The sequence below is a fragment of the Pedobacter gandavensis genome, assembly GCF_032677645.1.
Taxonomy (GTDB): Bacteria; Bacteroidota; Bacteroidia; order Sphingobacteriales; family Sphingobacteriaceae; genus Pedobacter; species Pedobacter gandavensis_A.
Map to the genome: position 1 here is coordinate 236195 of NZ_JAVTSB010000007.1, position 15167 is coordinate 251361.

The 15167-nt window shown below is 42.2% G+C and carries 9 protein-coding genes; 7 read left to right on the top strand and 2 right to left on the bottom strand.

All coding sequences use genetic code 11. From position 1 onward, the window contains the following. The first annotated feature begins 178 nt into the window (after nt 1-178). Nucleotides 179-1585 carry a glycogen synthase gene (locus R2Q66_RS13435; RefSeq protein ID WP_316749776.1) on the top strand — a complete coding sequence of 469 codons (1407 nt, stop codon included), beginning with the start codon at nt 179-181 and terminating at the stop codon, nt 1583-1585. A gap of 11 nt (nt 1586-1596) precedes the next feature. Continuing rightward, nucleotides 1597-2868 carry a glucose-1-phosphate adenylyltransferase gene (locus R2Q66_RS13440; RefSeq protein WP_316749778.1) on the top strand — a complete coding sequence of 424 codons (1272 nt, stop codon included), beginning with the start codon at nt 1597-1599 and terminating at the stop codon, nt 2866-2868. Nucleotides 2869-2955: 87 nt separating this feature from the next. Here R2Q66_RS13440 and R2Q66_RS13445 read toward each other — a convergent pair whose 3' ends face one another. Both R2Q66_RS13445 and R2Q66_RS13450 read right to left on the bottom strand, forming a co-directional pair. After that, nucleotides 2956-4317: a sensor histidine kinase gene (locus R2Q66_RS13445; RefSeq protein ID WP_316749780.1), complete on the bottom strand. Its 1362-nt coding sequence runs from the start codon at nt 4315-4317 to the stop codon at nt 2956-2958. Further along, nucleotides 4314-5684, bottom strand: a complete 1371-nt coding sequence (locus tag R2Q66_RS13450) for a sigma-54 dependent transcriptional regulator (protein WP_316749782.1) — start codon at nt 5682-5684, stop codon at nt 4314-4316. The genes R2Q66_RS13445 and R2Q66_RS13450 overlap by 4 nt, the downstream gene beginning before the upstream one ends. Before the next feature lie 241 nt (nt 5685-5925). Between R2Q66_RS13450 and R2Q66_RS13455 the strand changes: the two genes are divergently transcribed. The 5 genes from R2Q66_RS13455 to R2Q66_RS13475 are packed head-to-tail and all read left to right on the top strand — an operon-like array spanning nt 5926 to nt 15164. Continuing rightward, nucleotides 5926-7170 (top strand): efflux RND transporter periplasmic adaptor subunit, encoded by a 1245-nt coding sequence (locus R2Q66_RS13455; RefSeq protein WP_316749784.1) that lies wholly within the window; start codon nt 5926-5928, stop codon nt 7168-7170. A 17-nt stretch (nt 7171-7187) separates the two neighbouring features. After that, entirely contained in the window at nt 7188-7886 is a 699-nt protein-coding gene (locus tag R2Q66_RS13460) for an ABC transporter ATP-binding protein (RefSeq protein WP_316749787.1), read from the top strand. Between the two features lie 7 nt (nt 7887-7893). Continuing rightward, the gene (locus tag R2Q66_RS13465; RefSeq protein WP_316749788.1) at nt 7894-10257 is read left to right on the top strand and encodes an ABC transporter permease; all 2364 of its coding nucleotides are present in this window, start codon (nt 7894-7896) and stop codon (nt 10255-10257) included. 3 nt (nt 10258-10260) lie between these two features. Next, nucleotides 10261-12687, top strand: a complete 2427-nt coding sequence (locus R2Q66_RS13470) for an ABC transporter permease (RefSeq protein ID WP_316749790.1) — start codon at nt 10261-10263, stop codon at nt 12685-12687. 14 nt (nt 12688-12701) lie between these two features. Further along, a complete protein-coding gene (locus R2Q66_RS13475) occupies nt 12702-15164 on the top strand; it encodes an ABC transporter permease (RefSeq protein ID WP_316749792.1) in 2463 nt (820 codons plus the stop codon). Nucleotides 15165-15167: the final 3 nt, after the last annotated feature.

The window sequence follows — 15167 nt, forward strand, 5'->3', positions numbered from 1 at the left end:
TTTGCTGTCGTTAAAAAAAGTTTTGCTGGAGAGAGATCTAGAAAATTTTGCGCCCTTCAGCGCAAAAGATTTCAGGCTCGAACAGCAAGCTTTTTTTAAGTGAAATTATTTGCAGGAATAATTGCCTTTTCACCTTGTATTACCTAATTTAAGATACTTTTTAACCCCCCTGAGAATTATGGAGATTATCCACCTGAGTGCAGAATGTTACCCTATTGCTAAAGTAGGTGGTTTAGGCGATGTTGTTGGCGCTTTGCCGAAATATCAGAACAAGCTTGGCCACGTTGCTAAGGTGGTAATGCCGGCATATCAGACCAAATTTATGCAGGAAAACGAGTTTGAAGTTGTGTATGATGGATGGGGGAAACTGGGTTTTCAGGATTTTCCGGTAAGGATATTCAGGGAGCTGACCAACAAACTGGGCTTTGACTTATACCTGGTTCATATACCTGGTTTAATGGATCGGCCAAATGTTTACGGTTATGACGATGATACCGAGCGTTTTTTAGCTTATCAGATTGCCGTATTGGATTGGATTGCACAGTGGGAGCATAAGCCGGATGTGATCCATTGCCATGATCACCATACTGGATTGGTTCCTTTTATGATGGCACATGGGCATCAGTTTAAAAAGCTAAGTCATGTTCCTACGATTCTGACCATTCATAATGCGCAGTATCAGGGGCAGTTTGGCTGGGATAAACTCCATTATTTGCCGCCATTTGATTTATGGAAATCCGGACAATTAGATTGGAAGGGATCAATAAATCCATTGGCTGCGGCCATTAAATGTGCCTGGAGGGTAACAACGGTATCACCGAGTTATTTAGAAGAAATTAGTTTTAAAGCCAATGGACTGGAAGACCTGCTCGCGCAGGAGCGCTCCAAATCTGTGGGCATTTTAAATGGAATAGACAATGAAGTATGGGATCCGCAGAACGATCCTATGCTGGAGAAAAAATATGCGTTACGTACTTTGGATGCTGGGAAAAAGGCAAATAAGGCGGCTTTATGCCGTGTGTTTAACCTGGACCCTGAAAAGCCGTTATTTACATTTATCGGTAGGTTGGTAGGAGAGAAGGGAGCAGATTTGCTACCTGAGATCTTTTACAATGCCTTGTCGAAGGGAAATGGAGCGATTAATGTACTGGTATTGGGATCCGGCGATCCTCAGGTAGAAGGTAGGTTGATGCAGTTGAAAGAGGCTTTTCCGGGGAATTACAATGCGTATATTGGCTACAATGAACAGTTATCACACCAGATTTATGCCGGGGCAGATTTCCTGCTGATGCCGAGTAGAGTGGAGCCATGTGGACTGAATCAGATGTATGCTTTACGTTATGGAACGGTGCCTATCGTCCGCAGGATAGGAGGATTAAAAGATACGGTGGTAGATATTGGTGATGGAGGTTTTGGGATTTGTCACGATCAAACCAGTGTTTGGGATGTCGGACACGCGATTGGCAGGGCTTATGAACTGTATCAGGATCAGGAGCAACTGAAAGAAATCCGTAAGTATATGATGCAATTAGACCACTCATGGGATAGAGCGGCACAACAATATATTGATTTGTACCACATATAAACTGAATATTTATGACTGATAAAGTATTAGCCGTCATCCTCGGTGGTGGCCAGGGATCAAGGCTTTCCCCACTAACGCAAACGCGATCCAAACCTGCAGTTCCGATTGCAGGAAAATACAGATTGGTCGATATTCCGATTTCTAACTGCTTAAATTCGGGTATACACCGGATGTTTGTCCTGACGCAGTTTAACTCTGCATCGCTGAACAAACACATTAAGAATACGTATCATTTCAGCCATTTTAGTGCTGCTTTTGTGGATATTCTGGCGGCAGAACAGACGCCAGACAATCCGACCTGGTTTCAGGGAACTGCGGATGCTGTGCGACAGGTGATGCACCATTTACTGAACCACGAGTTTGAGTATGTACTCATTTTATCCGGTGATCAGCTTTATCAAATGGATTTCAATGAAATGGTGAATGCCCATATTGAAAGTGGCGTACAAATCACCCTGGCTACCATTCCGGTAACCGCAAAAGAGGCGCCGGACTTTGGGATTCTTAAAGCCAATTCCGACAACATCATTACCTCATTTATCGAAAAACCTGCCGCAGAATTACTGGAAGAATGGACTTCTGATACGGGCGAAGAAATGCGTGCAGAGGGTAGAGAACATCTGGCTTCTATGGGTATTTATATTTTTAACAGAGACCTGCTGATCAAGATCTTCGCTGAAAATGCAGAGGAGAAGGATTTTGGGAAAGAGATTATCCCGAGATTATTGACCTCTAACCATGTGTTGAGCTATCAATATGAAGGGTATTGGACCGATATCGGAAACATATCTTCTTTCTTTGAAGCCAATCTTGGCCTTACCGATGACCTGCCTAAATTCAATCTTTTTGATAGTAAACACAGCATTTTTACCCGTGCACGTATGCTGCCGCCTTCTAAAATATTAGGCACCACACTGGATAAAACCATCATTGCCGAAGGTTGTATTTTACATGCTAAATGTATCAAACATTCGGTGATCGGTATCCGCGCAAGGATTGGGAAAGGCACCACGATCGACAGCTGTTATATCATGGGGAGTGATAAATACCAGGTGTTGGAAGATTTAGAAAAGGATTTGGAGCAGAAAAAACCATGGATTGGTATCGGTGATAATTGTACGATTACCAATGCCATTCTGGATAAAAATTGTAGAGTCGGGAATGACGTACAAATCATTGGTGGCGCACATCTTCCGGATAGCGACCATTCTTTATATACCGTTAAAGATGGTATTGTAGTAGTTAAAAAAGGAGCAGTGATTCCGGATGGTACCGTGATTTAAGCAACGAAAACGTTGTGATTTAAAAAGCTTTGTATAAGGAACTTCCTGTACAAAGCTTTTTTTTATGCCTTTTATCTCTATAGCTGATTATTGATACCTGAAAACTAAAGAGAATACGGTCTTTTCATAAGGCACCGAGTTGACTTCCAGGTTTCCATGGTGCATTTTCATGATGTTTCTGGTGATGGTAAGCCCGATACCTGATCCGTTTTTTCTGGTGGTAAAGAAAGGCACAAAGATCTTTTCGATCAATTCGCTGTCAATTCCTTTTCCATTGTCGCTCACTTCCAGGTAAAGTTTATTCTGATCCAAACGGTAGTTGATTTCTATGACCGGATGTTCTACACCTTCCAAAGCGTAAATACTATTTGTAACCAGGTTGATCAAAGCCTGTTCCACCAGTTTCAAATCTATTTGAATGGTGATCTTCGACGAAGTTTGCTCCACTTTAAGCATGATATTTCTGCCATTGGCAAAAGGTTGCATCAGCACTTTAATGTGTTGCAGGATTTCTCCGATGGTATGGTATTCGAGGTCAGGGGTAGGCAGTTCTGCAATCAGACGGTAGTCCTTTACGAAGTCCAACAGGCCTTCAGACCTTCTTTTGATCGTCTTTATCGCTGGTTTTAAATCTTCAAGATCTTCCGCATTTAAATAATCCTTATCTGCGATCATGCTGTTTACCGTATCTGATAAGGAGCTGATTGGCGTAATAGAATTCAGGATTTCATGGGAAATCACACCGATCAGGCGGTTCCAGGCTTCGGATTCCTTTTGCTCAATCTCATCTTTGATATTCTGGAAGGAAATGATGGTATAATCGGTCAGGTATAGGTTTAAAGGGATCACTTCTGTGGAAAGTTGGATCAGTTTGTCCTGGATTTTCAGCTCCATAAAGCGCTTGCCACCTTTACCAATATTTTCTATTTCCTGAGCAAACTGTGGACTATGTTGTGCCAACCGGTGCCAGTATTTATAGGATGGAATCCCCAGTAAGCTGGTGGCTGCCTGGTTAAAAAATACAATCTCTGCCTGTTTGCTATCCTGCTCATTGTCTTTCACCACAATCACACCTACGGGAACCTGTTCCAGAATAGTCTTGATCAATTGAAACATAGAATCTTTTTCCAGCTGCATATCTTTTTGCGTCTGGATGATATCATTGAAAGATTCATAAAGCTCCGGGAAACTCCCTTTTGTGGCTTTATTCCGGAAGTTTAAGGTGCTGTCGCGGGTTTTTACCGCTAGGATAAAGCGTTTAATGTCTTCCCTGATCTGGTTGATGTAGAAATATAAGTTCATCAAAGCCGCAATCAAAAGAATAGTCAATCCGGAAATGGTGAACCAAAGTTCTGTGTTCCGGATCAGATAATACAAAAGAATACCCAGAATATTGATAATCAATAATCGGTAGAGCAGGCGGAAGGTGAATCGGTTGTAAAAGATCATAGGTCAAACTTTTCTATGCGTCGGTAGAGTGCCGCACGAGTGAGGCCCAGCTCTAGTGCAGCTCTGGAAATATTTCCTTTGTGTTTATCTATGGCTTTTTGAACCATCAGTTTCTCCATTTCCTCAAGTCCCATTTCCGGTTGGATCAGCGTTGCACCGCCAAATTTCTGCGGACTCAGCTGTAGATCATGCGCAGAAATCTCCATGCCATCGGCCATAATTACCGCGCGTTCAATCACATGCTGTAGTTCCCGAACATTGCCTGGCCAGTGGTAGCCGAGTAATAAGCTTTCCGCTTTCGGCTCAAATTTGTAGAGGTTTTTATGGTATTTATTGCTGAAACTATGTAGGAAATGGTTGGCCAAAAGGGTGATATCTTCGCCTCGTTCTGCCAGTCCGGGTAACAACAGCTCTACGGTGTTGATGCGGAATAGTAAATCCTGTCGGAAAGTCCCCTTGGCTACCATTTCATTTAAAGGCATATTGGTAGCGGTAATTAAGCGGACATTTACTTTTCGTTCCTTACTTTCTCCGAGCCTGGTCACCGTTCTGTTTTGTAGCACACTCAATAGTTTGGCTTGTAATGGCTGAGATAAATTACCGATTTCATCAAGAAATATAGTTCCACCTTCGGCAAGTTCAAACCTGCCGGGTTTATCTTCTTTGGCATCAGTAAAAGCACCTTTCGCATAGCCGAAAAGCTCACTTTCAAAGAGGTTCTCATTGAGGGAGCCTAAATCTACATGCATGAAGATCGCGTTTTTCCTGAGCGAATGTTTGTGTAATTCATAAGCGAACACTTGTTTCCCCGTTCCGTTTTCGCCCAATATCAAGACATTGGCATCGGTTGGGGCTACTTTTGTTAAGGTATTTTGCAAATGTTTGATGGGCGCAGAGTTCCCAACGATGTGCTCAAATTGTCTGGCCTGATCCTTTTGAAGAGAAGAATGGATCTTTTCCAGCTTTTTCACCTTTTTATTGGATTGTCTTAACCGTGAGGCGGAAGACAGGGTTGCAAACAGCTTGTCATTTTCCCATGGTTTAAGGATGAAATCTGTGGCGCCTTTCTTGATGGCTTGTACGGCAAGCTCTACATTTCCGTAGGCAGTCATCAGGATCACCACATAGTCCTTGTCAATTGATAAGATGTGTTCCAGCCAGTATAAGCCTTCACGGCCATCACTGGCCCCTTTTTGGTAATTCATGTCCAACAAAATCAAATCTACTTCATTATGACTGAGTAGTACATTGATTTCTTTCGGGGATTTGCAGGTGATCACCTGACTGAAATGTTGTTTTAAGAATAACCTTGCACTGAGTAGGATGTCGTCATCATCATCAATAACTAAAACATTTGCATCTATCATGGTATGAATTTAAGCTTTTCTTTATTAATCCTGCCCGCCATCGGAATCAATTGATTCCTTTCCCAATCTTCTTTAGGTTTCAAAAATAAAAGAAACTGTTCGATGCTGTACAGCTACTGTCCGATTATGAACGGTATTTAATATCAATATGATTTAACTTGCTGATAATTAGTTATATAAAAGTGTTTTGGTAGATTGGCACAGCCTTAGCTTATGGCAGATCAATAAGCGTAATACAAAAATGGATAAGATCATACAGAAAAAACGGTTCAATAAAAAAACGATTATAACGATAGTAGGGGCGGTGGTATTAGTGGGACTGGTAGCCTATGGATACAGCCTGTCTTTAAGCAAGGTTTATAAAGCAGATGCTGAAAAGCTGACCATCAACAAAGTGGCTTTTGGCGACTTCGAAGATGTGGTCTTGTTAAATGCCAGTGTCGTTCCGCTGACTTCTGTGATTGTGAGTTCGCCGGAAGGTGGAACCGTAGCGGAGATCTTTACCGAAAACGGAGCCTCCGTAGTTAAGGGTACACCTTTGTTGAGAATCGCCAATCCAAACGCTTTATCCAGTTATACCTCCAGCGAAACCAGCATCACCGAACAGATCAATCAATTGAGAAAATTAAGATTAGATCTGGAGCAGAATCAACGGATCATGGGTCAGGATATGATGGATATTGAAAATAGTTTGAGAACTGCAACCCGTAAGTATAAAATCGATAGTGCCTTGTTTAAGAAGAATGTGATCACCAGAGAAGAGTTCAATACTTCTAACCAGGATTATGAATATTTCCAGGGCAGAAGAGGGATTTTGAGACAAGCGATCAAACAGGAAAACCAGGGTAGGGTAATGCAGTTGAATCAAATTGATATCTCTATCGGAAGAATGAATGAAAGTCTGGAAACTATCCGGCAAAACATAGAAAATATGACTATTAAGGCACCTGTGGCCGGCCGTCTCTCCTCTTACGATCCGGTCATAGGCAAGTCTTATAGTCCAAATGAAATGCTGGGTAAAATTGATGTGTTGCAAGGGTATAAATTGCAAGCCAGCGTAGACGAATATTATGTGAACAGAGTGAAAGAAGGGCAGACCGCCAGCGTAGAATTCAACGGAAATACCTATAAATTAGTAGTGCGAAAAGTGATTCCTGAGGTTACTGCCGGACAATTCCAGGTAGAACTCGTGTTTGATGGGAAAGCACCGGAAGACCTGAGAAGAGGGTTATCTATGCAGGTGAAACTGACGCTTTCCGACAATAGTAAGTCGCTGCTGATTGCACAGGGACAGTTTTTCCAAAGCACCGGAGGCACCTGGGTATTCGTCCTGAAAGATGGCAAAGCAACCAAAAGAAATGTAAAAATTGGCCGCAAAAACCACAAGTATTATGAAGTACTGGAAGGATTGCAAAAAGGAGAGGATGTGATTACCTCATCTTACGACCAGTTTAATCAATATGATATCGTAGAAGTAAGTAAATAACCTGAAAAAATATAGCCATGATAAGAATTGAAAACCTGGAGAAAGTTTATAAAACTGAAGAAATTGAAACTACTGCTTTAAATGGGATCAACCTACATGTTAAAGAAGGCGAGTTTGTATCCATTATGGGGCCATCCGGATGTGGTAAATCTACCCTCTTAAATGTGATGGGCTTACTGGATAAACCGGAAAGTGGCAGCTACAAATTTATAGATACAGAATTACTGAAACTAAACGATAAAGAGCGCTCTAATTTCAGGAAACGTAACATGGGCTTTGTGTTTCAGAACTTTAATCTGATTGATGAATTGACAGTTTTTGAAAACATTGAGCTGCCCTTGATTTATAACAAAGTAGCGGCAGCAGAACGCAAGCGACTGGTCAACGAAATTATCGAAAGGATGAATATCGTGAATAGGAGCGGGCACTTTCCGCAACAACTATCCGGTGGACAACAACAGCGGGTAGCCGTAGCCAGAGCGCTGGTGACCAAGCCTAAATTGGTCCTTGCCGATGAGCCAACTGGTAACCTGGACAGTTCTCATGGGAATGAAGTGATGGAATTACTGTGTGAGCTGAACGAAACAGGAACCACGATTGTCATGGTGACCCACTCTTCTCATGACGCCAGTTTCTCTAACCGCATTATCAACTTAAAAGATGGTCATGTGATCTCGGAGAAAATCAATAAAACCCGTACAGAAGAATTAATCTAAAATCCCAATGTTCCGACTCAACCTCAAAATCGCAATACGCAACCTTTGGAAGCATAAAGGCTATACCCTGATCAATGTAGGAGGGCTGGCAATTGGTTTGGCCAGTTGTATGCTTTTGCTGTTATACGTGGCTTACGAATGGAGTTACGATAAATATACCGCGGGTTACGACCGCACTTATGTGGTGTATAGTAATCAGAAAAATGCAAATGATATCAATAGTTATGCCTGGACACCAGGGGTGATGGCACCGTACTTAATCAGTACCATGCCTGAGGTTGCCTTTGCTTCCCATTCTACTTATCCCAACGAATTTTTGATTACTAATCAGGATAAATCTTTTAAGAAACCGGGCATTTTTACTGATCCTTCCTTTCTGAAAATTTTCCCTTATCAAATGATTAAAGGGAATAAAGAAAAAGCATTAAAGTCTCCAAATGGAGTGATCCTTACGGAAAGTTTTGCTAAAATTCTGTTCGGCAAGGAAGACCCAATAAATAAAACGGTTAAACTTAGTGGTAAACATTTACTAACCGTAGAGGGTGTTATTGAAGATGTACCCCGCAGTAGTAGTATTCAGTTTGATTACCTGATGTCATGGGGGATGTATGAGCAGACCAACCCATGGGTTAAAAGAGCTGGCTGGGGATTTGGCCATTGCTTAACTGTGCTTCAATTGAAAGACAACAGTTCTTTTGAAAAGGTAAACGCCTCATTCAGTACTATTTTTACAAGAAATCAGAAGGGAAATGATAATGTTGGATTGATTCATCCACTCTCAAAATGGCATTTATACGATAAGTTTGAACAGGGGATATCTGTTGGAGGAAAGATAGATACGCTTAAGATATTTGTGATACTCGCTTTCTCTATCTTATTGATCGCTTGCATCAATTTTATGAACCTCTCCACCGCAAGGTCGGAAAAGAGAGCAAAAGAAGTAGGTGTGAGAAAGGCCATTGGTGCCGCAAGAAAATCATTGATCGGACAGTTTATGCTGGAGTCTATGTTACTCGCCTTTTTGGGAATGATTGTCGCTTTTATCCTGATTGAAGTTAGCCTTCCATACTTCAATGGATTGTTAAATACGACCCTGACGCTCGATTATGCGGATTGGAAATTCTGGACTGTATTATTCGGACTGACACTCTTTACCGGCTTTATCGCCGGCAGTTATCCCGCATTTTACCTTTCTTCTTTCGAACCGATAAAAGTATTAAAAGGGTTCAACAGGGCTGGAGGCGCTTCTTTATCCGTTAGGAAAGTCCTGGTGGTCTTCCAGTTTGTCTTCGCTTCCAGCCTGATTATATGTACTGCAGTAATTTATCAGCAGCTGACTTTCATTAAGAATAAACCGGTTGGTTATCAGAAAAATGGATTGGTAGAAATCCCGATAGAAGGGGCACTGGAAGATCCGGCTAAAGCCATCTTACTGCGGGATAAATTACTGAAATCCGGGGCAGTAAGTCATGCAAGTATGTTCAGTGTGAGCCTGACCCGTGGCGGTAACAATACCATTGATGTGAGTTGGCCAGGGAAAAATCCAGAAGAAAGGATCATGTTCAATTCCAGATATGCTTATTATGATTTTGCCGCTACGCTGGGTTCCGATTTACTGTTGGGCAGGGATTTTTCTCCCCGTTTCAATGATTCTACAAATGTGGTGATCAATGAAGCTGCGGTTAAAGTAATGGGACTATCAAAACCGATTGGTTCGGTGGTCACTATGGATGGTGATCAATTGACAATAATTGGCGTCATGAAAGACTTTGTGATGGACAATCCTTATCAAACTGCTGCGCCAATGTATATCCGGAATGAGCAGGTTGGGGAGGGGGTGATGGCCATGCGCTTAAATCCTAAGCAAAATATCAGTACTTCTATAGCAGAAATACAGGCGATTGTAAAAGAGATCAATCCTGATTATCCAGCGGAAGTTTCCTTTTTGAGCGACAGCTTTGAAGCGAAGTTTAATAATGAAAAACTGCTGGGTGTGCTGGCCAATTGGTTTGGTGGCTTTGCGGTATTTATCTCTTGCCTCGGGCTCCTGGGGCTCACATTATTCATGGCCGAACAACGCAAAAAAGAAATCAGTATCCGGAAAGTATTGGGTGCTAATACTTTTCATATCCTCACCTTATTGAATAAAGACTTTATTAAACTGGTGGTCATTGCCAACGTAATCGCCTTTCCTATCGCCTATATTATCATTAATAAATGGCTGTCTAATTATGAATTCCGGGTGGAGATTTCAGTGATCCCATTTGTCCTTGCCATCGTTTTATCCTTGCTGATTGCCCTGTTTACGGTATCCATGCAATCGCTGAAAGTGGCGAAAGCAAACCCCGTTGATGCACTTAAATACGAATAAACGATGTTCAGACTCAACCTTAAAATCGCTCTGCGTAACCTTTGGAAAAACAAGGTTTATACTGCTATAAATATCGGTGGACTTGCCATTGCTTTGTCTGCATTTATTTTAGTAGCGATCTATGTACGTTTTGAGACCAGTTTTGATCATGATGTTCCTGGTCATGAAGATATTTATTTGGTAGGCAGGGTTTTGCCGGACAAAAAAACGAATTACACTTCCTTGTCCCTGGCACAAGCGCTCAAAGAAGCCATACCGGAGATTGAAAGTGTAGGCAGAAGCAAGGGAATAAACTTTGAGTTCGCCTTTAACACTCCCGAAGGCCGTGTTTATGGAAAGGAGGTGCTTTCAATTGATTACACTTTAGCTAAAATGTTTCATATTAAACCGCAGGGAGGCTTGTTGAAACCGAAAGGAGATGCGCTTAGTTTGTATATGCCGAAAGAATTTGTAACCGCCTTATTTCCAAAGAAAACACCTGTTTTTCCTGTTAAGGTGGGGATTGGGCCAATCAGTGCGGGTCAATCTGGTGAGGTCTCAGGGTTTATAAACCATAATTCTGCACATTCCAATGTAGTCTTTGATGCGCTAATCATTGCCGGGGATGTCGGGAAAGATCAGGAACCAAGTGCCAATAATTATTACACTTATATTAAGGTTAAACCAGGTACTGACCCGGATTTGCTTCAGCAAAAGGTTAACGCTGTGTTCAAAGAAGAGATCAGGAAGTCGACTGTAACTGCTGCTAAAGACCGGAATTCTGCCGAATTGAGTATGGTGCCTGATGTGAATATGGCTGCGGATGTAAATACCTTAACTAAATCAGGTGTCTTTTTAGATCCCCTGGATAACCTGCATCTAAGACCTGTTGCCGGTAACAATACCAATTATAAAATTGTGATGGCACTATCCGTACTCACCGTATTGGTGATGGTGATTGCCTGTATCAATTTCACCAACCTGACGATTGCACAAACGAATAAGAGAGCAAAAGAAGTAGGTGTGAAAAAGGTTTTGGGTGCTTACCGCCTCAACCTGATCTTCCAGTTTTTGATCGAGATTTTTATGCAATGCCTGGTGGCATTGATTCTGGCAGTGATTCTTGCCGAAATATTTCTGCCGCAGTTTAATGAAGTCTTTGGTGTTTCATTTTCGCTATGGAAAGATAACCATGAACTGGCCTGGCAGCTACCTGTAGTGCTGTTGATCATTACCTTCATTTCCGGTATTTACCCTGCATTAGTCCTGTCGGGGTTTAAACCGGCAGCGGTATTAAAAGGGAATCTTCAAACCAGCTATAAAACGCTATGGCTGAGGAATGCCTTGTTGGTGACACAGTTTACGGTGGCCATTGTTTTCATGGCTGGATTACTGATTGTGAGTAGTCAATTGAAATACATGCGTACAGAAGATACCGGTTTTAAAACCGGAGAGGTGGTTTACATCAAGAATATTGCCTGGTTCGATCGTGGGTATTTTGATAACATGAAAGCGCGTGTGATGGAAATCCCCGGAGTCAATTCATTTACCGTGGCTTCCGATATTCCTGATGGCTCACGCCCGGGTAGGGTTAATTATACCATGGCGGGTAAAGAACTGGGTATGGACATTGTTCATGTAGATTTCGACTATTTCGAGACCCTGCGTTTGAAACTTAAAGATGGCCGTTTCTTTTCCAAAACTTATCCTGCTGATGCAGAAAATGCAATCGTGCTCAACGAAGCGGCGGTGGCTGCTTATGGAATAACACAACCTGTAGGAAAGACCATCAGAGGCTGTGATATGGATTATCGCATTGTTGGAGTTATTCAGAATGCCAAAATGCAAGGCTTTGAGTCTGCGGTTGAACCTACTGTTTATGCGATCAAAAGTGCTTGTGCCAACGGTAAAATGAAACTGATGGTCAACATAGATCCTGACCAGATGGCGGGCGCACTAGCTGCTTTGAAATCTAACTGGAAAGACCTGAATAAGATGGACGGAGACGACTTCAGATATGAATTTATGGACGAATTGTATGGCCGCCTCTTTAAAAAACAAGAGCAATTACAAGCTGTTTTTTATGGCGCTGCGCTGTTAACTATTTTCATTGCTACGCTCGGTCTTTTCGCTTTTTCTGCCTTTACGATCACCACCAGAATGAAAGAAATTTCTATCCGGAAGGTATTGGGTGCTACAGATTATAATATCCTCAGTTTGCTTAATTCATTCTTTATCCGGATCGTGCTGATCGCTAATCTTATCGGCTGGCCAATAGCTTACATCGCTGCACAGCGCTGGCTGGAGTCTTTTGCTTATCGAATCGACCTGCCAATCCTGCCATTTATCATTGCCGGATCAATCAGTATACTGTTGACTTTACTAACCGTTAGTTTTCAGGCGCGAAAAGCGATGAATGCAAAACCTGTTGACGCTTTAAAATACGAATAATAAATACCTCAACCATGTTTAGACTTAACCTTAAAATCGCGCTGCGGAATCTTTGGAAGTATAAAGGTTATACCGCCATTAATATCGTTGGACTGGCTATCGGACTGGCAAGTTGTCTTTTGATCTTTCTCTTTTTAAGATTTCAGACCAGTTTTGATAACAGTTATGATAAACAGGATCGCATCTATAGAGTGGTGTCTTCCTGGACTTATCCTGATGGAGTAAATTTTTCCAATGGCGTGCCAGCTCCTTTGGCTCCTGCCTTGCGTAATGATTTTTCGCAACTGGAACAGGTGGCTGCGGTACGAAGTACGAGAGGCGTAGTTTTAGCAAAGGGAACCTATCCGGTTGCCAATGCCAGCTCAGAAAATCCGGAGGAGAAACCGGGCAATGGAGCGTCTGCTGCAACAGGGGGAAATACCGATGTCAAAAGAAAAGAACAGCTCTATTATGTGGAACCGCAGTTCTTCGATATTTTCAATATCGAATGGCTTTCCGGCAAACCAGCTACCGCTTTATCGGCTCCGGGTATGATGGCAATGTCTGAAAAAACAGCGGTTAAATATTTCGGTTCCTGGCAAAATGCGATTGGGAAAAGCGTCAATTTCGATCAAAAGACTGATTTTAAGATCACTGCGGTCTATAAAGATTTGCCTCAGAACAGTGACTTTCCATTTGGATTGATCGCTTCTTATGCCTCCTTTCCGGGAAAGGACTCTAAGGAATGGGGAAGTGTAACGAACAGGGCGGAGTGTTATGCCTTGTTAAAACCCGGAGTAGCAGCTGAAGATCTGGACCAACCCTTGAAAAAGTTTGTTGACAAATATTATACGCATAATGCACCTGGAAAAGAGAATCATATTTTTCAGGCAATGAGCGAAGTTCACCACGACGGACGTTTCGGGAACTTCAGGTATACGACCATTTCTTATAAGGAATTGGCCGGTTTAGGGGTGATTGGTATTTTTCTTTTGATCACTGCCTGTATCAACTTTATTAACCTGGCTACAGCCCAGGCGATCAGTCGCTCTAAAGAAGTTGGGGTGCGTAAAGTGATGGGCAGCAGACGCGGACAATTGGTGTGGCAGTTTTTAAGCGAAACTACGTTGATTACGGTGATTGCCTTGTTGTTGGCTTGTGTGATGACTGAACTCGCGATTCCGGGGATGGAACATCTGATGGATGATCAGGTTAAATTTCAGCTTTTTTCTGAGCCTGCCATCTTTGGATTTATGCTGGTACTGGTCATTGTGGTCAGCTTTCTGGCAGGTCTTTATCCTGCACTGGTGATCTCTGGATTTAGTCCGGCACTAGCGATTAAGAACAAGATCAGCGCGGCAAATGCCGGAGGTATAGGCTTAAGGAAAACATTGGTGGTGTTGCAGTTTGCCATTACCGCAGTTTTAATCATTTCTACCTTGGTAGTGGTGAGGCAAATGGAGTTTGTACGGGAGAAGTCTCTGGGCTTTGATCATGCTTCGGTTGCCGTGATTGATATGCCAACGGATAGTCTGAACCGGACTAAGCAGCATGGCTTCAGAGAAAAAATAATGCAGTTGCCGGGGATTAAAGAAAGTAGTTATTGTATTGCTGCCCCTTTGTCAAATGGCAATAGTGAGACTAACTTTTCTTTTGATCACCGTGGGAAAGATGAAGACTTTCAATTGAATCTGAAAATAGCCGATGAAAATTACCTGAAAACTTTTAATATGGTTGTTGTTGCCGGACGTGGCTTGTCAAAAAGCGATACGATTAAGGAATTTGTTGTCAATGAGCAGTTATTGAAAATGTTAAATGTATTGCGTCCAGAGGATGCGATCGGGAAAAGATTGAAGGTAAGTGGTAAGGAAGCCCCTATTGTGGGGGTTATCAAAGACTTCAATAACAATTCGTTAAAACAGGCGGTTTCTCCCCTGGTTATCTTTAGTAACCAGAAGCATTATGGTTCTATGGCGATGAAAATTGATCCTAAAGAGCTCAGTAAAACCATGAGCCAGGTAGAAGAGCTTTGGAATGCGACTTTCCCCAATGATGTTTATGGACTGGAATTTATGGATCAGACCATTGAAAGCTTTTACAGAACAGAACAAGTGATGGGGGTGCTTTTCAAAGTATTCGCCGGAGTGATCATTTTTATCTCTTTTATTGGTTTGTTTGGATTGGTTTCTTTTATCGCCACCCAAAGAACAAGAGAAATTGCGATCAGGAAAGTACTGGGTGCCTCCACCATGGAGTTGGTGAAAATGTTGAATCGTTCCTTTTTGTATATGGTGCTCATCGCAAACCTGCTGGCCTGGCCATTGGCTTATATTTTCACGTCGAAATGGTTGGATGGTTTTGCGTACCGGATTGACTTAAGTATCTGGCCATTCTTGCTGGCGATGGTGTTATCGGTATTGATTACACTGGTTACCGTAAGTTTAAGGTCTTTAAAAGCCGCAAAAACCAACCCGATCGATGCTTTAAAATATGAATAATAG

Bases quoted from the DNA above. Each gene is read 5' to 3' on its own strand.
- R2Q66_RS13435 (WP_316749776.1), top strand. From the start codon at position 179: ATGGAGATTATCCACCTGAGTGCAGAATGTTACCCTATTGCTAAAGTA.
- R2Q66_RS13440 (WP_316749778.1), top strand. From the start codon at position 1,597: ATGACTGATAAAGTATTAGCCGTCATCCTCGGTGGTGGCCAGGGATCA.
- R2Q66_RS13445 (WP_316749780.1), bottom strand. From the start codon at position 4,317: ATGATCTTTTACAACCGATTCACCTTCCGCCTGCTCTACCGATTATTG.
- R2Q66_RS13450 (WP_316749782.1), bottom strand. From the start codon at position 5,684: ATGATAGATGCAAATGTTTTAGTTATTGATGATGATGACGACATCCTA.
- R2Q66_RS13455 (WP_316749784.1), top strand. From the start codon at position 5,926: ATGGATAAGATCATACAGAAAAAACGGTTCAATAAAAAAACGATTATA.
- R2Q66_RS13460 (WP_316749787.1), top strand. From the start codon at position 7,188: ATGATAAGAATTGAAAACCTGGAGAAAGTTTATAAAACTGAAGAAATT.
- R2Q66_RS13465 (WP_316749788.1), top strand. From the start codon at position 7,894: ATGTTCCGACTCAACCTCAAAATCGCAATACGCAACCTTTGGAAGCAT.
- R2Q66_RS13470 (WP_316749790.1), top strand. From the start codon at position 10,261: ATGTTCAGACTCAACCTTAAAATCGCTCTGCGTAACCTTTGGAAAAAC.
- R2Q66_RS13475 (WP_316749792.1), top strand. From the start codon at position 12,702: ATGTTTAGACTTAACCTTAAAATCGCGCTGCGGAATCTTTGGAAGTAT.